The sequence below is a fragment of the Teichococcus coralli genome (assembly GCF_009829925.1).
In the GTDB taxonomy this organism is placed as follows: domain Bacteria; phylum Pseudomonadota; class Alphaproteobacteria; order Acetobacterales; family Acetobacteraceae; genus Pseudoroseomonas; species Pseudoroseomonas coralli.
In genome coordinates, this window is the sequence record NZ_SNVJ01000027.1 from 27,806 (window position 1) to 47,633 (window position 19,828).

The 19,828-nt window shown below is 72.1% G+C and carries 20 protein-coding genes; 9 read left to right on the plus strand and 11 right to left on the minus strand.

Features of this window, described 5'->3' with window-relative positions; all coding sequences use genetic code 11:
• The first annotated feature begins 50 nt into the window (after positions 1-50).
• From E0493_RS20720 to E0493_RS20730, 3 genes are all read left to right on the plus strand, one after another.
• Positions 51-1,364 (plus strand): CapA family protein, encoded by a 1,314-nt coding sequence (locus tag E0493_RS20720; RefSeq protein WP_160939171.1) that lies wholly within the window; start codon positions 51-53, stop codon positions 1,362-1,364.
• A gap of 78 nt (positions 1,365-1,442) precedes the next feature.
• Positions 1,443-3,032, plus strand: coding sequence for an ABC transporter substrate-binding protein (locus tag E0493_RS20725; protein WP_160939172.1), 1,590 nt, complete (start codon positions 1,443-1,445; stop codon positions 3,030-3,032).
• A 48-nt stretch (positions 3,033-3,080) separates the two neighbouring features.
• Entirely contained in the window at positions 3,081-3,797 is a 717-nt protein-coding gene (locus tag E0493_RS20730) for an SOS response-associated peptidase (protein ID WP_160939173.1), read from the plus strand.
• A 12-nt stretch (positions 3,798-3,809) separates the two neighbouring features.
• Here E0493_RS20730 and E0493_RS20735 read toward each other — a convergent pair whose 3' ends face one another.
• The 3 genes from E0493_RS20735 to E0493_RS20745 form a co-directional block, all read right to left on the minus strand.
• Positions 3,810-4,244, minus strand: coding sequence for a hydroxyisourate hydrolase (locus tag E0493_RS20735; RefSeq protein ID WP_160939174.1), 435 nt, complete (start codon positions 4,242-4,244; stop codon positions 3,810-3,812).
• Between the two features lie 4 nt (positions 4,245-4,248).
• Positions 4,249-5,679 (minus strand): SidA/IucD/PvdA family monooxygenase, encoded by a 1,431-nt coding sequence (locus tag E0493_RS20740; RefSeq protein WP_160939175.1) that lies wholly within the window; start codon positions 5,677-5,679, stop codon positions 4,249-4,251.
• Positions 5,680-5,782: 103 nt separating this feature from the next.
• Entirely contained in the window at positions 5,783-6,841 is a 1,059-nt protein-coding gene (locus E0493_RS20745) for a Bug family tripartite tricarboxylate transporter substrate binding protein (RefSeq protein ID WP_160939176.1), read from the minus strand.
• Positions 6,842-6,992: 151 nt separating this feature from the next.
• Between E0493_RS20745 and E0493_RS20750 the strand changes: the two genes are divergently transcribed.
• The 4 genes from E0493_RS20750 (at position 6,993) to E0493_RS20765 (ending at position 11,269) form a co-directional block, all read left to right on the plus strand.
• Entirely contained in the window at positions 6,993-7,664 is a 672-nt protein-coding gene (locus tag E0493_RS20750) for a GntR family transcriptional regulator (protein ID WP_160939177.1), read from the plus strand.
• A 37-nt stretch (positions 7,665-7,701) separates the two neighbouring features.
• Positions 7,702-9,426 carry a dihydroxy-acid dehydratase gene (locus tag E0493_RS20755; RefSeq protein WP_160939178.1) on the plus strand — a complete coding sequence of 575 codons (1,725 nt, stop codon included), beginning with the start codon at positions 7,702-7,704 and terminating at the stop codon, positions 9,424-9,426.
• Positions 9,427-9,603: 177 nt separating this feature from the next.
• Positions 9,604-9,918 (plus strand): quaternary ammonium compound efflux SMR transporter SugE, encoded by a 315-nt coding sequence (gene sugE, locus E0493_RS20760; protein WP_160939179.1) that lies wholly within the window; start codon positions 9,604-9,606, stop codon positions 9,916-9,918.
• 79 nt (positions 9,919-9,997) lie between these two features.
• Entirely contained in the window at positions 9,998-11,269 is a 1,272-nt protein-coding gene (locus tag E0493_RS20765) for a M20 family metallo-hydrolase (protein WP_160939180.1), read from the plus strand.
• A 46-nt stretch (positions 11,270-11,315) separates the two neighbouring features.
• Here E0493_RS20765 and E0493_RS20770 read toward each other — a convergent pair whose 3' ends face one another.
• The 4 genes from E0493_RS20770 to E0493_RS20785 form a co-directional block, all read right to left on the minus strand.
• Positions 11,316-11,846, minus strand: a complete 531-nt coding sequence (locus E0493_RS20770; RefSeq protein ID WP_235913923.1) for a YcbK family protein — start codon at positions 11,844-11,846, stop codon at positions 11,316-11,318.
• A 47-nt stretch (positions 11,847-11,893) separates the two neighbouring features.
• Positions 11,894-13,501, minus strand: coding sequence for a L,D-transpeptidase family protein (locus E0493_RS20775; protein WP_160939182.1), 1,608 nt, complete (start codon positions 13,499-13,501; stop codon positions 11,894-11,896).
• Positions 13,502-13,634: 133 nt separating this feature from the next.
• Complete coding sequence (locus E0493_RS20780) at positions 13,635-14,138, minus strand: YceD family protein (RefSeq protein ID WP_160939183.1); 504 nt, start codon at positions 14,136-14,138, stop codon at positions 13,635-13,637.
• The gene (locus tag E0493_RS20785) at positions 14,135-14,689 is read right to left on the minus strand and encodes a ubiquinol-cytochrome C chaperone family protein (protein WP_160939184.1); all 555 of its coding nucleotides are present in this window, start codon (positions 14,687-14,689) and stop codon (positions 14,135-14,137) included. Before E0493_RS20785 ends, E0493_RS20780 begins: the two co-directional genes overlap by 4 nt.
• Positions 14,690-14,855: 166 nt before the next feature.
• Here E0493_RS20785 and E0493_RS20790 point away from each other — a divergent pair, with 166 nt between their 5' ends.
• Positions 14,856-15,392 carry an outer membrane protein assembly factor BamE gene (locus E0493_RS20790; protein WP_367614558.1) on the plus strand — a complete coding sequence of 179 codons (537 nt, stop codon included), beginning with the start codon at positions 14,856-14,858 and terminating at the stop codon, positions 15,390-15,392.
• 97 nt (positions 15,393-15,489) lie between these two features.
• Here E0493_RS20790 and E0493_RS20795 read toward each other — a convergent pair whose 3' ends face one another.
• From E0493_RS20795 to E0493_RS20805, 3 genes are all read right to left on the minus strand, one after another.
• The gene (locus E0493_RS20795; protein WP_160939185.1) at positions 15,490-15,678 is read right to left on the minus strand and encodes a hypothetical protein; all 189 of its coding nucleotides are present in this window, start codon (positions 15,676-15,678) and stop codon (positions 15,490-15,492) included.
• Positions 15,679-15,684: 6 nt separating this feature from the next.
• Entirely contained in the window at positions 15,685-17,046 is a 1,362-nt protein-coding gene (gene gorA / locus E0493_RS20800) for a glutathione-disulfide reductase (protein ID WP_160939186.1), read from the minus strand.
• Between the two features lie 163 nt (positions 17,047-17,209).
• The gene (locus E0493_RS20805; RefSeq protein WP_160939187.1) at positions 17,210-18,688 is read right to left on the minus strand and encodes an NAD-dependent succinate-semialdehyde dehydrogenase; all 1,479 of its coding nucleotides are present in this window, start codon (positions 18,686-18,688) and stop codon (positions 17,210-17,212) included.
• A 196-nt stretch (positions 18,689-18,884) separates the two neighbouring features.
• On the opposite strand from E0493_RS20805, the gene E0493_RS20810 reads away from it, so the two are divergent.
• On the plus strand, positions 18,885-19,037 hold the full coding sequence (locus E0493_RS20810; protein WP_160939188.1) for a DUF3309 family protein: 153 nt from the start codon (positions 18,885-18,887) through the stop codon (positions 19,035-19,037).
• Between the two features lie 246 nt (positions 19,038-19,283).
• Here the strand turns inward: E0493_RS20810 and E0493_RS20815 are convergent, their stop codons facing one another.
• Positions 19,284-19,712 (minus strand): hypothetical protein, encoded by a 429-nt coding sequence (locus E0493_RS20815; protein ID WP_160939189.1) that lies wholly within the window; start codon positions 19,710-19,712, stop codon positions 19,284-19,286.
• Between the last annotated feature and the right edge of the window lie 116 nt (positions 19,713-19,828).

A 19,828-nucleotide genomic window follows, 5' to 3' on the forward strand; every position in this document is an offset into this window, starting at 1 on the left:
CGCCGCGCCCGCATAGTGTCCCCGGACCTGGCATCCGGGGATATCACCGCATGAGTCGCTCGCTCCGCATCGCCCTCACCGGCGACAGCATCCTCCAGCGCCGGCTGCTCAGCCGCACCGACCCGGTGGTGCGGCCGCTGTTCGACCGCATCCGCGCGGCGGACCTGGCGTTCACCAACCTGGAGGTGCTGGCGAACGACTTCCGCGGCGACCCGGCGGTGGAAAGCGGCGGCTCGCATTTCGGCGCGCATGCCTGGGTGCTGGACGAGCTGCGCGAGGCGGGCTTCGACCTTTTCGCCACCGCCACCAACCACTGCCTGGACTACAGCATCTCCGGCCTGCTGCACTCGATGGCGGCGCTGGAGGCGCGCGGCCTCTGCCATGCCGGCACCGGCCGCAACCTGGAGGACGCGCGGCGCCCGGCCTACCTGACGCACCCGCAGGGCACCGTGGCGCTGCTCTCCTGCTGCTCCACCTTCGCCAGCGGCCACGAGGCCGGCGTTCAGCGCCCGGACATGCAGGGCCGCCCCGGCCTCAACCCCGTGCATGTCGAGACCATGCACGAGGTGACGGAGGCGCAGCTCGCCGCGCTGCGCGAGATCGCCGAGCAGCTCGGCCTGGAGCGGCAGCGGCAGCAGATCATCAAGCTCGGCTTCGGCTTCCCGCCGGAGGAGGGTGTCTTTCCGCTCGGCAAGATGAACTTCCGCGCCGCCGAGAAGGCCGCGCTGCGCACCAGGGCGCGCGAGAAGGACGTGGCGGACATCGCCCGCTGGGTGCGCGAGGCGCGGCTGGCGAGCGACATCGTGCTGCTCAGCCTGCACGCGCATGAGCAGGGCGGCGACAAGGACCTGCCGGCCGAGTTCATCCCCACCTTCGCCCGCCGCATGATCGACGAGGGCGCCGACCTGGTGGTGGGCCACGGACCGCACCTGCTGCGCGGCATGGAGATCCACCGGGGTAAGCCGATCTTCTACAGCCTCGGCAACTTCATCGGGCAGAACGAGCTGGTGCCGCGCATTCCCGCCGATTCCTACGCCCGCTTCCGCGCCGCGCCGGAGCTGACGCCCACCGCCGTCTACCGCCAGCGCACGACCAACGACACCAAGGGCTTTCCGTCCGACCGCCGCTTCTGGGAGTCGGTGGTGCCGTTCTGCTCCTTCGAGGACGGGCGGCTCACGGGGCTGGAGATCCACCCGATCAGCCTCGGGCTGGGCGAGAAGGCGCATCTGCGCGGCCGCCCGCGCCCGGCGGAGGGTGAGCAGGCGGCCGAGATCCTGGAACGCTTCGCCAGGCTTTCCGCGCCCTTCGGCACGCGGATGGAAATTTCGGAGGGGGTCGCGCGGGTGCAGCTCCCCGTGGGTTGACGCCGCGGCCCGCGATCACGAAGCTGCGTGGCGGGAAAGCCAGACGGTCTCATCCACGAACTCAAGGAAGGACACGGCATGCCCGCAGCCCTCCCCGCCTTCTCCCGCCGCGCCCTGCTCGGCACCGGTGCCGCCCTGCTGGCGGCACCCCGGCTCGGCCGCGCCGAAGGGCCACGCGTCCTGCGCTTCGTGCCGCAGGCCGACCTCGCGGTGCTGGACCCGATCTTCACCACCGCCACGGTGACCAGCAACCACGCCATGATGGTGTTCGACACCCTCTACGGCCTGGACGACGATTTCGAGGCGCACCCGCAGATGGTGGCCGGCCACACCGTCGAGGATGACGGCCTCACCTGGGTGATTACCCTGCGGGAGGGGCTGAAGTTCCATGACGGCGAGCCGGTGCGCGGGCGCGACGTGGTGGCCAGCATCCGCCGCTGGGGCTCGCGCGACATGTACGGGCAGGAAGTGATCGCCGTCGCCAACGAGATCACCGCGCCGGACGACCGTACCATCCGCTTCCGGCTCAAGCGCCCCTTCCCCACCCTGCCGATGGCGCTGGGCAAGGTCGGCTCCAACCTGCCGGTGATCATGCCGGAGCGGCTGGCCAAGACCTCGCCCACCACGCAGGTGACGGAGATGGTGGGCAGCGGCCCGTACCGCTTCCTGGCGAACGAGCGCCTCGCCGGCGCCCGCGTCGCCTATGCCCGCTTCGAGGACTACGTGCCGCGCCCGGACGGCACGCCGAGCCGCACCGCCGGGCCGAAGGTGGCGCATTTCGACCGCGTCGAGTGGAACATCATCCCGGACATGGCGACCGCCGCCGGCGCGCTGATGTCGGGCGAGGTGGACTGGGTGGAGAGCACCAGCAGCGACCTCTCGCCCATGCTGCAGCGCAGCCGGGATGTGACGGTCAGCTATGGCGACGACTATTACGACACCATTCTGCGCTTCAACCAGCTCCACGCCCCCTTCAACAACCCGGCGATCCGCCGCGCCCTGCTCGGCGCCATCGACCAGAAGGAGATGATGCAGGCGGGCTACGGCACCGACCCGGAGGGCTGGAAGACCGGCATCGGCTTCTTCAACCCGGAATCGCCGCTGGCCAATGACGCGGGAATGGAGGCGCTGACCGGGCCGCGCGACTACGAGAAGGTCAAGCGCGACCTCGCCGCCGCCGGATACAACGGCGAGAAGGTCGTGATGCTGCAGGCGGAGGACTACCCGACGCTGCGCGCCCTCGCCGAGGTCTCGGCGCATGTGATGCGGCAGCTCGGCATGAACGTGGAGACGCAGACCGGCGACTGGGGCACCATCAGCCAGCGCCGCTCCAACCGCGAGCCGCTGGACAAGGGCGGCTGGAGCGCCTTCTGCACCGGGCTCAGCGCCACGCTTGACCCGGCCGGGCATCTCGGGCTGCGGGCCAACGGCGCCAAGGCTTGGTTCGGCTGGCCCGACAGCCCGAAGCTGGAGGAACTCCGCCAGGAGTGGTTCGCCGGCAAGGACCTCGCGACCCAGAAGGAGACCGCGCGCGAGATCCAGCTCCAGGCGTTCCGGGACGTGCCCTATATTCCGCTCGGCTCCTACCGTCGCCTGCAGGCCAGCCGCGCCAACCTGAAGGACTTCCCGACCGGTTCCGCCTATTTCTGGGGCGTGCAGCGGAGCTGAACCCGCCGGCCGCGGCGGGCGTGCGGTGGGCAGCAGGGAAGCGAGGGCATGTGCGGGCGCTATTTCCTTCAGCGTGACCCGGTTCGGCTGGCGGAGTATTTCGGCACGGAGAACCCGCTGCCGAACCATCCGCCCTCCTGGAACGTCGCGCCGACGCAGGACGCGCTGGTGGTTCGCCGCAATCCGGAAACCGGCGCCCGCCATCTCGACGCGCTGCGCTGGGGGCTGGTGCCGCGCTGGGCCAAGGACGCTTCCGGCGGGGCGAAGCTGATGAACGCGCGGGCCGAGGGCGTGGCGGAAAAGCCCTCCTTCCGCGACGCCTTCGCGCGCCGCCGCTGCCTGGTGCCGGCCGATGGCTTCTACGAGTGGCGGCAGGAGGGCGCGCGCAAGCAGCCCTATGCCGTCGCGCTCGCCAGCGGCGAGCCGATGGCCCTGGCTGGGCTGTGGGAGGGCTGGAAGCAGCCGGACGGCACCTGGCTGCGCACCTTCAGCATCATCACCGGCGAGGCGAACGCCAAGCAGGCGCTGGTGCATCACCGGATGCCCGTCCTGCTCGCGCGGGAAGACTGGCCGGCCTGGCTGGGCGAGGCGCCGGCCGGGGTTGAGGCGCTGCTGGCCCTGCTGCGCCCCTGCCCGCCGGACTGGCTGGCCTCCTGGCCGGTGGCGGCGCGGGTGGGCAAGGTGGCGGAGAACGACGCCGGGCTGCTCGCCCGCGACCCGGAGGCGCAGCCGCCGCCCGGGCTGGACGACCCGCCGGTCTACTGAGGCGGCGCGGCGTCAGGAGCCGCGATAGGTGCTGTAGGACCAGGGCGAGCAGAGCAGCGGCACGTGGTAGTGCCCCTGGCCCTCGCCCAGGCCGACATTCAGCACGACGACATCAAGGAACCGCTCGGCAGGAGCGGGTTCCACGCTGCGCGGCTCGGGCAAGGGGTCGAGCAGCCGGAACTCCGCGGCCGGCGCGGCGGGCGCGACCTCCACGGTCAGCCCGCGTGCGGCGAAGTAGTCGCCAATGGCGAAGCGCAGCTCGTAGCGGCCGGGCTGGAACCGCGCGGCCTCCAGGAGCGGCGCGTCGGTGCGGCCGTCGGCATTGGTCAGGGCGCGGGTGACGAGCTCGGGCGCCGGCGCCATGCGCCAGAGCTCGACGGCCACCCCTTCGGCGGGACAGCCATCGGCGGTGTTCAGCACGTGGGTGGTCAGCGCGCCCGGCTTCATGGCGTTACTCCGCAGCGTCGGCCAGCAGTTCCTGCGGAATGGTGGAAGTCAGTTCCGCCACGTCATAGGCCCGCAGCGCGGCCAGGTGAGCCTCGGCATCCTCGCGCCAGAGAACCCGGCAGAGCCCGTCCACCAGCCGCGGGACGCCATACTTCATGCCGCTGATACTGGCGCCCGAGAGACCCATGGACAAGGTGGCCGCGTAGGTCATGCAGTGGATGTGACGCAGGGCCGGCGCCGCGCCGGGCGTCTTCTCCTGGAAGGCGAAGTCGTCGGACAGATAGGGCGAGGCACCGCAGAGCGCGCTCTCCTCCCCCGGCGGCGGGGCGAAGGCGTCGCGCCAGAGGCGGATCTGCGGCGCTAAGGGCGCCAGTTCCGGCCGCAGGCCGAGGTCGAAGGTGAAGCCAGTGCCGAGGATCACCGCATCGGCGCGGAAGGCGCCGCGCGGGGTGGCGATCTCCACCTCGTCCCCTGCCATGCGGGCGCCCTGGGCCGGCGCGCCCATCACAAGGCGGAAGCGGGGGTCCTCCGCCACCCGGCTCCAGCTTTCCTGCGGCGGCGGCTGGTTCAGCTCGAAGATGTGCCGGGTGAAGCGCCATTTCAGCAGGTCCGGCAGCGCGTGGTACTGGCCGAGATAGCCGGCCTGCTCCATCCAGCGGAACGGGTTCACGCGCGGCATCCGGCGGCGGCGCACCAGCATGGTGGCCTCGGCGGCGCCGGCCTCCAGCGCCACGGCGAGATTGTCGAAGGCCGAGGCGCCGGCGCCCACCACGATCAGCCGCTTGCCGGCGAGCGCGGCGAAGTCGATCGCCTGCGCGGTGTGCAGCACGCGCCCTTCCGGCAGGGTGTCGAAGGGGGGCGGCAGCAGCCAGGCGCCGGAGCCATCCATGCCGGTGGCCAGCACCAGCTTGCGGGCGCGCACCACCTGCTCGCCGCCGGGGGTGGCGAAGCGCAGCGCCAGCAGGCCGCTCGCGGCGTCCTGTTCGATGGCCAGCAGCTCGTGCCCGTGCCGGACCGGAAGGGTCAGCACCGCCGCATACCAGTCGAGGTAGCGCTGCCAGTCCTCGCGGCCGATCTTGTGCAGGTGTTCCCAGGCCTCGGCGCCGTCGCGCGCGGTGAAGAAGGCGCGCGGCGTCAGCGCCGGCACGCCGAGGTCGGGCCCGGTGACGTGCTTCGGCGTGCGCAACGTGCGCATCCGGGCGAAGGTGGTCCAGACGCCGGTGCCGCCTGGCGGCGCGCGGTCGAAGACGGCGACGTTCTCCACCTTCTGCCGGCGCAGCCCGAAGGCGGTGGCCAGCCCCGTCTGCCCGGCGCCGAGGATGGCGACGTCCAGCACGCCCGCGCCGCGCGGCGGCACCCAGGGGCGGGCGGGATAGTCCAGCAGGGCGAGCTGCCGCCGGACCTCGTTCTCCAGTTCGGCTAGGGCGGTGGCCATGGCGGGGTGTGCTCCCAGGCGGCGGAAGGGCGGCCATGCTGCTTCGCACAACCACCCCGCAGCATGCCGCGCGCCAGGCCGCCGCCGCAAGCGCCCTCCCCGTTCAGTCGATCCGCAGGCCGGTGCGGTCCACCACCTTCTGGAACAGGGCGAACTGCTCCGCGAGGAACTGGCGCGTCGAGGCCAGCGTGCTGCCGCTGCTCGGGTCGGTGCCGCTGGTGGAAAGGCGCTCGCGTACCGCCGGTTCCTGCAGCGCGGCGTTGACGGCGCGGTTCAGCGCCTCCGCCACCTCCGGCGGGATGCCCTTGGGCGCCACCATCGCGGTCCAGGTGGAAAGCTCGTAGCCCTTCACGCCCGCCTCGGAGAGGGTCGGGACGTCGGGGAAGTTCGGGTCGCGCGTGGTGGTCGTCACCGCGAGGAGGGTCAGCGCGCCATCGCGGATCTGCCCGACGATGGAGGCGATCTGGTCGATGGCGAAGGTCACCTCCTGCTTGATCAGCGCCTCCGCCACCGAGCTGCCGCCCCGGTAGGGGATGTGGTTGGCCGGCGCCCCGGCCATGTTGCAGAACAGCGCCGAGGCCAGGTGCGAGACGCCGCCGACGCCGGAGCTGGCGTAGCCGTCCGCGCCATCGCCCTTCTTCAGCTTGGCGACCAGTTCCGGCACGCTGCGGATGCCGGAGGCCGCCGGCACCACCAGCCCCATGGCGCTGGTGCCGATGACGGCGATCGGCGTGAAGTCCTCCGCGGGGTTGTAGGGCGCCACCTTGGGCTGCGCCGCCGGCGCCACCGCCAGGGTGGAGGCGGAGCCGACCAGCAGCGTGTAGCCGTCGGGCTTGGCGCGCCGGACGTATTCGGCGCCGAGGGCGCTGCCGGCGCCCGGCTTGTTCTCCACCACCGCGCGGCCGTCGCCGCCGAGATGCGGCCCGATGCGGTCGGCCATCAGGCGGCCGGCGAGGTCGGTGGCGCCGCCCGGCGCGAAGGGAACGATGACGGAGATGGCGCGGTCCGGAAAGGCGGCGGCGCGAGCGGGCCGCGCTCCCAGGGCCAGCGCGGCGCCGGACAGGCCAAGCCCGGCGAAGGCACGACGGCCGAAGCCGGCCGCGCGCGGCGGCGTGGCGCCTTCGCCCGAAATCTGGGCGGAGCCGGAGGGGATGCAGGACATGGGACGTTTCCGATGATTGGGTTTCCGGCTTGCAATGTTTCTGCCACCGTCAACTGAGTCAACAAGATTGTCGACAATGCGCAACCGGCCTATGCTGCGGGAGCAATCCCCGGGCGGAACGGCGCCGCCCCGCAGCAGGAGGACCGGAGGCATGGCCGAGCCCGCCCGCACCGACCTTCCGGCCGCGCTGCTCCCCGCCATGGTCGCGGCGCTGGAGGAGGACATCGTCTTCGGCCGCCTGCACCCGCGCGAGCGGCTGATCGAGGAGGAGCTGACCGCCCGGTTCGGCGCCACGCGGCACAGCGTGCGGCAGGCGCTGGCGGAGCTGGAGCGGATGGGGCTCATCGAGCGCATCCCGAACCGTGGCGCCCTGGTGAAAGCCTACAGCCTCGCCGAGGTGGAGCAGCTTTACGCGCTGCGCATCCTGTTGGAGACGCGGGCGGCGCAGCAGATCCCCCTGCCGCTGGCGCCGGCCGCGCTGGCGGCCCTGCGGCAGGTCCAGGCGCGCCACGACGCCGCCGTCGAGGCGGGCGATCCGCGCGCCGCCTTCCGCGCCAACATCGCTTTCCACCACGCGCTCTTCGCCGGCTGCGGCAACGTCTTCCTGGCCGGTGTCATCGAGGACCTGGCGCTGCGGGCGCATGGCATCCGCTTCGCGTCCCTCACCGAGCCGCGGCGCCTCGCCCAGGCGCGGGCGGAGCACCATGCCATGCTGGCCGCCCTGGAGAGCGGCGACCGCGCGGCGCTGGTCCGCCTTTGCGGCGAGCACCTGCTGCCCTCGAAGGAAGCCTATCTGCGCGCCCAGGGCCCGTTTCTCGCCTGAGCCCGCCCATACCCTGCATCCCGGAGGAAACCCCGCCATGAACGACGACACCAAGCCAGAGCCGCACGGCCTCACCCGCGGCCTGACCAACTATGGCGACATGGACTTCGCGCGCTACCTGCGCCTCTCCATGGCGCGTTCCATGGGGCTTTCCGGCAGCCTGCTGAAGAAGCCGGTGGTGGGCATCGCCGCCACCTATTCCGAGTTCAACAACTGCCACCGGCTGGTGCCGGAGCTGGTCGCCGCGGTGAAGCGCGGCGTGCTGGCAGCGGGCGGCCTGCCGCTGGAGTTCCCCACCATCTCGCTCGGCGAGGTGTTCCTGAACCCGACCAGCCTGGTGTTCCGCAACCTGATGGCGATGGACACCGAGGAGATGGTGCGCGGCCAGCCGATGGACGCGGTGGTGCTGGTCGGCGGCTGCGACAAGACGGTGCCGGCGCAGCTGATGGGCGCCGTCTCGGCCAATGTGCCGGCCATCCAGGTCGTCACCGGGCCGATGATGACCGGGCGCTGGCGCGGCGAGCGGCTCGGCGCCTGCACGGATTGCCGCCGCTTCTGGGCCAAGTTCCGCGCCGGCGAGATCGACGCCGAGACCATCGAGGAGGTCGAGGGCAACCTGGCCACCACCGCCGGCACCTGCGCGGTGATGGGAACCGCCAGCACCATGGCCTCGCTGGCCGAGGCGCTGGGCATGATGCTGCCGGGCACCGCCGCCATCCCCGCCGTGCATGCCGACCGCATCCGCGCTGCCGAGGCCTCCGGCGCCGCCGCGATGATGCTGGCGGCGAAGAAGCTCCGCCCCGATCAGATCATCACCGAGAAGGCGGTGGAGAACGCGCTGCGCGTGCTGCTGGCGATCGGCGGCTCGACCAACGCCATCATCCACCTGACCGCCATCGCCGGCCGCGCCGGCATCAAAGTGGACCTGAACCGGCTGAACGAGCTCTCCGACACCACGCCGGTGCTGGTGGACCTGAAGCCGACCGGCCCCTTCTACATGGAGGATCTGCACGTGGCGGGCGGCATCGGCGCGGTGCTGCGCGAGCTGAAGCCGCTGCTGCACCTCGACGCCCTGACCGTCACCGGCGAGACGCTGGGCGAGCGGCTGGCCGCCGAGCCGGGCTTCGTGGACCGCGCCGTCGTCCGCACGCTGGAGGAGCCGCTGCAGCCGGAGGGCGGCCTCGTCGCGCTGTTCGGCTCGCTGGCGCCGCGCGGCGCCATCCTGAAGCGCGCCGCCGCCGACCCGAAGCTGTTCGAGAAGGAGGCCCGCGCCGTGGTCTTCACCTCGCTGGAGGACCTCGCGGCGCGCATCGACAGCCCCGACCTCGACGTCACCGCGGACGACTTCCTGGTGCTGCAGAATGCCGGGCCGCTCTCGCCCTCCGGCATGCCCGAGGCCGGCTACCTGCCGATCCCGGGCAAGCTGGCGCGGGCGGGGGTGAAGGACATGGTGCGCATCTCCGACGCGCGGATGTCCGGCACCGCCTATGGCACCATCGTGCTGCACGTCTCGCCGGATGCCGCCTCGGGCGGGCCGCTCGGCCTGGTGCGCGACGGCGACCGCATCCGCCTGTCGGTGAGGAACCGCCGCATCGACCTGCTGGTGGAGGATGCCGAGCTGGCGCGGCGGCGCACCGAGATGGGCGAGCCCGGCCCGGCCCGGCCGAAGCGCGGCTATGCCCGGCTCTACAAGGATCAGGTGCTGCAGGCCGACGAGGGCTGCGACCTCGACTTCCTGCGCGCCGAGCCGCAGCGCGACTGAGGGCGCGGCGGCCGCTGGAACTGGCCGCCATGGGCTGCGGCACGAAGGGTGGGGCGGCCATGCGCCCCCTTGCCCTCCGCGCCGCGATCCGTCATCTCCCTTGCGCCCTGAAGGGACGACCCTTCCGTTCGCCAGGGGCCGCCGCGTGGACGACCTCGCACATCACAGGAGGTCGCCATGGCGTGGCTGGTGCTTTTCCTTGCCGGACTGTTCGAGATCGGCTGGGCGGTCGGGCTCAAATACACTCACGGCTTCACCCGTCCGCTTGCCACCCTGCTGACGGTGGCCAGCATGGCCGCCAGCCTTGGGCTGCTGGGGCTGGCGCTGCGCTCCCTTCCGCTCGGCACGGCCTATGCGGTCTGGACCGGCATCGGCACGCTGGGCACGGCGCTGCTCGGCATCCTGCTGTTCGGCGAGGCGGTCACCCTCGCGCGGATGATCCCCATCGGGCTGATCGCGGCGGGCATCATCGGCCTGAAGCTGGCCGGCTGAGCCGTGCCGGCGGTTGCTTTCGCGGCCGCCCCTGTCCAGGAATGAGTCCTCATTCCCCGAGTGGCAGGACTGGCGACCGATGAGCGACCGCGTGGCACCCAACCTGATCTCCGCCGTGGACGAGGCGCGCCATTGGGCGCGGCTGATGGAAATGGCCGCGCTGGGCGCCATTCCGGGCCCGACGCCGGAGGAGCCCGGCGTCAACCGGGCCTGCCTGACGCCGCTCGACCGTGCCGCCCGGCGCAAGCTGATCGGCTGGGGCGCGGAAATCGGCCTCGCCGCCTCGGTGGACGCGATGGGCAACCTTTTCCTGCGCCACGAGGGCACCGAGCCCTCCGCCGAGCCCGTGCTGACCGGCAGCCACATGGACACCCAACCCAATGGCGGCCGGTTCGACGGCATCTGGGGCGTGCTAGCCGGGCTGGAGGCAGTGCAGGCCATCCGCGCCGCCGGCATCGCCACCCGGCGGCCGATCGAGGTGGTTGCCTGGACCAATGAGGAAGGTGGCCGCTTCGCACCGGGCTGCATGGGCAGCATGGCCTGGTCCGGCCACGCCGCGCCGGATACCTGGGACATGGTCATCGACCCGGAGGGCACCACCTTCCGCGCCGCGCTGGAGCAGCATCTCGCGGCCGAGGCGGACATCCCCCGCCGCCCGCTCGGCGGCAGGCCGCATGCCTATGTCGAGTGCCACATCGAGCAGGGGCCGCGGCTGGAGGCGGAAGGGCTGGATATCGGCGTCGTCACGGGCATCCAGGGCAGCCGCTGGTTCGTGGTGGAGCTGACCGGCAAGACCGACCATGCCGGCACCACGCCGCTGGCGCTGCGGCACGATGCGGTGCAGGACATGGTGCGCGCCATCAACGCGTTGAACCTGCTGACGCGCGACCCCAAGGACGTGCTGCGCTTCACCGTCGGACGGATCGAGGTCTCGCCCAACACCTCCAACACCGTCGCGGACAGGGTGCGCTTCACCATCGACCTGCGCCACCCGGCGAAGGAGGTGCTGCTGGCACGCGGCGACGCTATCGCCGGCGTGGTGCAGGCGGCGGTGCGCGACTGCCGGGTGGCGGTGACCGAGCGCTTCCACGCCATGCCCACCGACTTCCAGCCGGAGGTGCCGGCGGCAGTGGAGCGGGCGGCGGCCGCGCAGGGGCTGAAGGCGCTGCGGATGGCCTCCGGCGCCTTCCACGACGCGCAGTTCCTGGTGCCGGTCTGCCCGACGGGCATGATCTTCGTGCCGTGCCGCGACGGCGTCAGCCACCACCCGGCGGAGTATTCGCGGCCGGACCAGCTGGCGGCCGGCACGCGGGTGCTCGCCGCCACCCTGGTGGACCTGGCGAGGGGTTGAGCCGGGCGCTCAGCGCCCGCTGCCGCGCCGGCCCTGGAACCTCGCCTCACCAGCGGCGCGGCGGCCCGCAGTCCAGATGGACGAAGCCGTCGCGTCGGTAGAGGCCGACGCCACCCACCTGCATCCGCGCGGCGAGGCGGGCCACGCCATAGGGGTCGGAGCCGGGAAGCCGGAAATCGGCGGCCATGCCCGACATGTGCAGGCTGACCGGCGAGACGCGGCTGGTGCGCAGCTCGCCGTTGCGCTCAGGCGTGCGGTAGCCGCTGGAGATGTGGTAGAACTCCTCGCTGCCCAGGCCCTGCGCCACGGCGTGCAGCACGTCGAAGAGGCGCGGGTCCATCGGCGTCACCTCCGCCGCCGAAAGGTCGCGGAACACCCAGTCCAGCTTGTGCAGCGCCTCGCGGTCGTAGCGGCCGTCGCGGAAGTAGACGCCGTCGAAACTGTCCTCCGTCAGCACGCGCTGGACGCGCAGCGTGCGGACCGGCGGCAGCGGCGGCATGGCCCGCGCCTTGCCTGGCACGGCGGCGCAGGCCAGCAGGCCGAGGCCGGCGGAGATCACCTCGCGCCGGCTCGCCATGGCCGGATCGCAGCAGGGGCAGGAAGCGGACTTGAAGCGGAAGGGCATCACTGGACCGAAGCGGTGGAGGAGGTCGGGATCGGGCGCTGGGGAGCCGCCGTGTGCACCGCCGCGCCCCCGCGGCTCGCGGCGGTGGAGGGCGGCGGCGCCGGTCCGCGCGCCAGCGGCGGGGACGGCGCCCGGCGTGCGTCGAGCAGTTGCAGATAGGCGCTGTCGAGCCCGTAGATGTCGGGCAGGATGCGCACCTGCCCGCGATCGACCAGCACCGTCTCGTAGGCGAGCCGCACCGGAAGCGCGTGCGGCAGGCCGACGAAGCCGGTCTGCCGGCTGTCCAGCGCCTTCTCCGCCCTCGCCCGGTCCCAGCCCGGGATGGTGGCGAGGACGAGGTCGAGCAGTTCCATCGGCTGGCTCAGGCGGATGCAGCCGGAGGAGAGCGCGCGGCCGGCCCGGCTGAACAGGTGGCGGTCCGGCGTGTCATGCAGGTAGATGTCGTCGCCGTTCGGCATCACGAATTTCAGCCGGCCGAGGGCGCTGACGTCGCTGGCATCCTGCCGGACGAGGAAGGGAAAGCGCTTGGGGTCCACCGTGGCCCAGTTGACCGTCACGGGGTCGATCTCGACCCGCTCGCCGCCGATCACCTGATAGACCCGGAACCCCTTCTCCATCATCGCGCGGGGGTCGCGGCGGAAGCGCGGCAGCAGGTCCTCGCGCGCGTTGCGCTCGGGCACGCCCCAGGGCGGGTTCAACTGCACCGCCGTCATCCTCACCGCCAGCGGCGGCGTCTGGCGCTCCGGCTTGCCGACGGCCACCGGCATGTCCAGCAGGATCCGCGTGCCCTCCACCACCCAGAGGCGGAATTCCGGGATGTTGACCTCCACGCGCCGCCCGGCAGGCGCCGGGGCGGCGCCGCGGCGCATGTCCATCGCCACGCGGATCTGGTTCATCCAGGCCGCGGCGGGGCGGTTCAGCAGCCGCAGGGTGGACGGGCCGACGCGCCCATCCGGCTCCAGCCCGCAGGCGAGCTGCCAGCGGCGCACCGCCGCCTCCAGCGCCGGGTCGTAGAGCGGACCGGCATCCTCGGCAGCCGCCAGCTCGGGGTCCTGGCCGCGAAGGCGCGCGCGCAGGGCGGGCACGCGCTGCGCGTCCTCCATGCCGGGGTCCAGCGTGTCGCCGGGCGGAATGGCGGCCCAGCCGCCGGCCTCGACACGGGCGCGCGCATTCTGCAGCGCCAGGCGAAGCGCGGGCATGTCGGGGTGCTGCAGAGCGGCGCGCTCGATCACCTCAGCCGGTTCGGCGCTGCCGCGCAGCAGGGCCAGCCATGGCGGCAGCCGTTGCGCGGCGGGCAGGCGGCGGATGTCCGGCCGGCCCGGCGGCTCGGCCACGCGCCCGAGCACGAGGTCGGTCAGTGCCGCCGAGGCCGCCGCGTGGAGCGCCCTGGCGTGGGCGGCGGCATCGGTTCCGGCCAGGGCATCGGCCGGGATGTCGTAGAGGCGCGGCGACAGGCCATCCGCATCAAGGCCTCGGAGGCGGCCCGCGAGGCGCAGCAGTGCCTCCGCCGAGGGTCGCGCGACGGGCGGCACCTCCGCAGGGCCGGCCATGGCCGGCAGCGGCAGGGCTGCGGCAAGGAGAAGGGCGTTCAGGTCTCTCCGGCGCATGAGGCCCGTCTTACAGGCGGCACCATGAAGCCGCCAGGGTTGATATGCCGCTGTTACATCCCGTCAGAACGGGTTGTTTTTGCGGCAGCCCAGTTCCTGCGGCAGGTCCATGTCCTGCGGAAGCCCGGGAAGCTCAGGCCTTGCCGCCCTTCAGCACGCCGAAGGGGTTGCGCCGCGGCGGCTCCACCTCCTCCCGCACCTCCGAAGGCAGCTCGGCGCCCACGGCGCGGGGGTAAGGGTCGAGCGCCAGGGAAAGCTGCTCGGCCAGCGCCTCGCCCAGTTCCAGAACATCCCGCTCGGCCAGGATCTCGTCCGGCCCCTCGGGATCGTCGCCCGGCTCCTCGCCCGCCGCCAGGAAGCGCAGGTCCACCTCGTCCTCCACGCTTTGCGGCACCGGCTCCAGCGTCACCACGCAGGACTGCACAACCCGGGCCGAAAGATGGCCGCGCGCCCGGATGGCGGCATCGCCTTCCAGGCGCAGTTCCAGATCGGCGGTGAAGGCCTCGATGGCGGGGATGCCGAAGCGGGCCGCAAGCGCGGCGCATTCCTCCGGCGTGGCCCGCAGGCTCTGCCGGCGGCCCTCCTGGCCGACCGCGGCCCAAGGGAGCGTGCGGGAGAATTCAGGGGCGACGGTCATGCGGCCTCCTCCTCGGGTGCGGGAAACTGCGCCACCCCGCGCGACATGGCCTCGAGGCCCTGCGCGGCCAGGGCGGCGTCGGCCGTGAAGGCGAAATCGGCGAGGCGGCGGGGGGCGGGCGCCTCCGCCGGCTGCTCGCCGCGCCAGACGTTGCGGGCCAGCGCCGCGGCCAGCCCCGCGCGGTCGCCGGCGGCCAGCGCCGCCTCGTAGGCCTGGGCGCGGCCATGGAAGGCTTCCCACATGTTCTTTACCCGCCGGGCGATGGACATGTCGCCTACCCCCATCTCCCGCAGGTTGAAGTCCATGTCCGCGAACATGGCGTCGAAGACCGCCTGGGCCAGGGCGGGGCCACGGGGATCGGCATCGCGGTGGAGGCGGCGGATCAGCAGCCCGACATGCAGCGCGACCAGGTCGAAGCGGCCATCCAGCGTATCCGGCACGCCGAGGCCGGCGAAGAAGGCCGGATGGCGCGCCGCCTGCACGGCGGCGGTGTACAGCTCGAAGCCCTGCCGCTCGTGCGGCTTGCGGCGGAACAGGCCAAACAGGCCCATGGTCGGTGCGGCTCCTCGGCGGCCTGATCGAGCACGCCGGTTGACCCCGGTGCGGGGCGGTGGCAATCGACCGTGCAGATGGACCGCAACCCCGCCCGGGTCAATCCGAGGAGCGCCGGCTCCTGTTCCGGGCGGAAACATTCGCCAGCAAGGAATCGGGGCGCCCGTGAGCTTCAGCCGCACCACCCGCAGCATGACCTGCCCGCAACCGCGCCGCGCCGCGCGCGCCGGGCTGGTGGCCCTGGCCGTGGCCCTCGCCGCGCCGCTGGCGGGCTGCTCCTTCTTCCAGGCCGCCCCCGTCCAGCGCGGCAACCGGGCCGAGGCGGAGGTGGTCGCGCAGCTCACCCCCGGCGTCTCGACCAAGACCGATGTCGAGGCGCTGCTCGGCTCGCCCACCGCGACCGGCACCTTTGACCGGAACGCCTGGTACTACATCAGCTCGGTCACGCGCATGCAGCCGGCCAGCAACCCCTCCTCCGAGGACCAGCGGGTGGTGGCCCTGAACTTCGACGAGAACGGGGTGCTGCGGAACGTCGAGCAGCGCGGTCAGGACGACATGCGCAGCGTCGGCATGGTCGGCCGCACCACCCCGGTGCCGGGCACCGACCGGACGCTGCTGCAGGCGCTGTTCGGCAACATCGGCCGGGTCGGCGCCGGCAACCTGGGCGCCGACACCAGCCCGGGCGGCGGGCCGGGCCGCTAACGCCCCGCCGGGACGCGGGGCGGCTTTCCTCCTCCCCCGCCGCGGCCAGCCCGCGCGACGCTGCTCCGGCAGCCGGGCGCGGGACGGCGGGCGGGCCTCAGAGCGCCAGCCGGCGCAGCGGGACGGGATGGGTTTGCAGCGCTTCCGGCCAGCCCAGGAAGCGCTCGACCAGCACCAGCGCCACGGAGAGAAGCAGCGCCACCAGCATGGCGACCATCACCGGGCGGGCGGGCGGCCGGTGCACCAGCCGCCACATCAGGATGCCGAGGCGGAGCAGCGGGTCCATCCCGCCTCAGCCGACGCGGCGGGTCAGCGTCCGCAGGGTGACGAACTCCTCCGCCGCCGTCGGATGGATGCCGATGGTGCGGTCGAAATCCTCCTTGGTGGCGCCGGCGACGACGGCCACGGCGATGCCCTGCATGATCTCCGCCGCGTCCTCCCCCAGCATATGGGCGCCGAGCACCCGCCGCGTGCGGGCGGAGACCACCAGCTTCATCAGCGTCTTGCGCGGCTGCTTGCTGATCGTGTGCCGCATCGGGGTGAAGCGGGCCAGGTAGATGTCGGTGGGGCCCTGCTGCGCCGCCGCCTCCTCCGTGAGGCCCACCATGGCGGCGGGCGGCGAGGTGAAGATCGCCGTGGGCACGTTCTGGAAGCTGGCGCGGCGGGGGTTGCCGCCGAACAGGCTGTCGGCCAGGGCATGGCCCACGGCGGTCGCCACGGGGGTCAGGTTGAGCTGGTCGGTCACGTCGCCGATGGCGAAGATGTGCGGCAGCGTGGTGGCCTGCTCGACCGTCACCGGCACGCAGCCGGACCTGCCCAGCGAGATGCCCAGGCGTTCCAGCCCCAGGCCGGCAGTGTTCGGCACCCGGCCGGTGGCGAACATCACCTGGCTGGTCTCAAGCTCCAGGCCGCCGTCGGTGGTCACCTTCAGGCCGCCGGCCAGCTTCTCCAGCCGCGCCGGCGTGTGGCCGGGATGCAGCCTGATGCCGAGGTTCAGAAGCGCCTCGGCCATGACCTCCCGCAGGTCGCCATCCATTCCCCGCAACGGCAGTTGCTGGCGGTAGACCAGGTCCACCTCGGCGCCGAGGCCCCGCAGGAGGCAGGCGAATTCCAGCGCGATGTAGCCGCCGCCCACCACCACGGTGCGGTCGGGGCAGGCCTCCAGGGTGAACAGGTCGTCCGAGACCAGGCCCAGCTCGGCGCCCGGGATCTCCGGCCGGATCGGCTTGCCGCCAACCGCGATGACGATGCGCTCGGCGGTGACGCGCTGGCCGCCGACATCAAGCGTGTGGTCGTCGATGAAGGTGGCGCGCGCCTCGAAGGTGGTGACGCCGGCATTGCCGAGCAGCCGGCCATAGATGCCGTTCAGCCGCGCCACCTCGGCGTCGCGCGCGGCGGCGAGCCTCGCCCAGTCATGCGGGCCGGCCTGCATCTCGCTCCAGCCGAAGGCCGGCGCCTCCTTCGCCCATTCCCCGTATTCGGCGGCCTGGACCATGATCTTCTTCGGCACGCAGCCGACATTGACGCAGGTGCCGCCCCAGAAGCGCTCCTCCGCGACGCCGACGCGCGCGCCGTGGGTCGCCGCGATGCGCCCGCACCGGACGCCGCCCGAGCCGCCGCCGATGACGAAGAGGTCGAAATCATGGTCGGGCATCGTGGCGTCCTTCTGCGGCTGGTCAGCGCAAGAAGGGCAGCTGCAAGGCTTCCGTCAAGCCACCCAGGGGCGCGCCAGGGGAGAACGCCAGGAGGAGGACGCCAGGAGGAGGACGCCAAGAGGAGGACGCCAGGGAAGGCGGCGCCTCCCCTGGCCCCTCCCGTCAGCCGCCGATGCCGCCGAGGGCGAGGTACTTGGTCTCCAGGTATTCCTCGATGCCGTGGCTGCTGCCTTCGCGGCCGAGGCCGGACTGCTTGAAGCCGCCGAACGGCGCCTCGGCCGTGGAGATGATGCCCTCGTTGATGCCGATGATGCCGTATTCCAGCGCCTCGGCCACGCGGAAGATCCGGCCGACGTCGCGCGCGTAGAAATAGGCGGCGAGGCCGAACTCGGTGTCGTTCGCGAGCCGGATGGCCTCCTCCTCCGTCTTGAAGCGGAACAGCGGCGCCACCGGGCCGAAGGTTTCCTCGCGGAAGATCACGGCGTCATGCGGCACGTTGGCCAGCACGGTCGGCTGGAAGAAGTTGCCGCCCTTGTCGTGTGGCTTGCCGCCGGTGACGATGCTGGCACCCTTGGAGAGGGCGTCGGCGATGTGGTCCTGCACCTTCTTCACCGCGTCGGCATTGATCAGCGGGCCCTGGGTGACCCCCTCCTCCATGCCGTTGCCAACCTTCAGCTTCTCCACCGCCGCCTTCAGCTTCTGGCTGAAGGCGTCATAGACCCCCTCCTGCACCAGGATGCGGTTGGCGCAGACGCAGGTCTGCCCGGTGTTGCGGTACTTCGATGCGATGGCGCCCTGCACCGCCGCGTCCAGGTCGGCGTCGTCAAAGACGATGAAGGGCGCGTTGCCGCCGAGCTCCATCGAGGTCTTCTTGATGGTGGCGGCGCACTGCTCCAGCAGGATGCGGCCGACCTCGGTCGAGCCGGTGAAGGAAAGCTTGCGCACCAGCGGGTTGCCGGTCAGCTCCTTGCCGGTGGCGGAGGACGGGCCGGTGATGACGTTGCAGACGCCCTTCGGCATGCCCGCGCGCTCGGCCAGCACGGCGATGGCCAGCGCCGAGAAGGGCGTCTGGCTGGCCGGGCGGATCACGCCGGTGCAGCCCGCCGCCCAGCCCGGCCCGGCCTTGCGGGTGATCATGGCGGAGGGGAAGTTCCAGGGCGTGATGGCGGCGAAGACGCCGACCGGCTCCTTGGTCACCAGGATGCGGCGGCCCTTGGCGTTCTGCGGGATGATCTCGCCATCCACCCGCCGCGCTTCCTCGGCGAACCACTCGATGAAGCTCGCCGAGTAGATCACCTCGCCGCGGGATTCGGCCAGCGGCTTGCCCTGCTCGGCTGTCATGATGGCGGCCAGATCCTCCGCATTGGCCAGCATGGAGGCGGCCAGCTTCTTCAGGATGGCGGCGCGCTCGCTCGCCAGCATGGCGCGCCAGGCCGGCCAGGCGGCGTTGGCGGCCTCGATGGCGCGGCGCGTCTCGGCCTGGCCCATGGCGGGAACGGTGCCGACCAGCTCGCCGGTGGCGGGGTTGCGGACTTCCAGGGTCTTGCCGCTGTCGGCCTTCACCCACTCGCCGTTGATGTAGTTGGCCTGCCGCAGCAGGTCGGGGTCCTTCAGGGGCAGCTTGGCGATGGCGTCGAGCATGAACGGGCTCCTTCCCGGTTCGGGCCTCTCCGCCAGTGGCGGCGGGCCTCGTGGTGCCGGAAAGTTAGGTCCGGTGGGCGGCGGTGTCAGCCCACCCGCCGCAAGCTCTCTCTGAAACCTGAGCGCAACACTTCGGGCAGTTGCCACGTTCAACCTTTGCCGCGGCCGTGGGGCCGCCCGCTCGTTGGAGAACGCGATGAGCACGATCCTTCTTGTTATTGTTGTGCTGCTGCTGATCGGCGCTCTGCCGACCTGGGGGTACAGCTCCGCCTGGGGCTACGGCCCCTCGGGCGTGCTGGGCCTGATCCTGGTTGTGCTGCTGGTGCTGCTGCTGATGGGGCGGATCTAGAGCAGATCCCGGTCCGGTGAAGCCACCTGGCCGGGTGAAGATGCTCTTTGAACGGAAGGCTGGAGCGCTCGAAGTGAGCTGAGGCGCACGGAAAGCGCTCTGGCGTCCTGATCGCTGCGTTTGTGGGCCTATCTACGAACGCAGGGGGTCAGAAAGCGACTGAAAGCAAAACCCTGGTGCCCTGGTCCCGAGGTCGGAAGGACTTCGCGATCAGGATATCAGCGCCCCTGCCCCGGCCCGCCGCCTTCAGCCGGCGGCGGGCCCCGGCAGGCTTCGCAAGGCGAGGTCCAGCGCCTCCATCCAGGCGCCGGCCTGCAACGCGCGGGTGATCCGCCGCGCGGTGAATAGCCGCAGCCCGGACTTCTCCAGCACCACGGCCGCCCAGATGGCCATGGCCAGGCCGGCCAGCGGCATCAGGTGCAGGTAGAGCAAAACCATGACAATGCCGCCATGCAACGGCGCGAGCCAGGCGGTGGCCGCCACCGTCATGCCCGAGACGATCAGCCCGGCCGCGATGGTGAGGTCCAGCCGAGCGAGGCGCATCGCCAGCGCGACTTCCTGGCGCAGGCGCGGCAGGGCGAGGTGCAGCGGGTCCTCCACCATCGGGGCGGCGCCACGGCTGGCGAGGTAGCGGCGGGCAAGGAGCTCGGTGTGGGCGCGGCTGGTCCTGGACATCGGCGGCAGGAGATCTCGGCAGGGAAAGATACGGGCGCGTCTTGCTGCATCGCAGCGTAAACGCCTCCGCGTAATCCTGCCAAGCGCCGCCGTGCGTTGTGGGTTTCAGGTGTTTT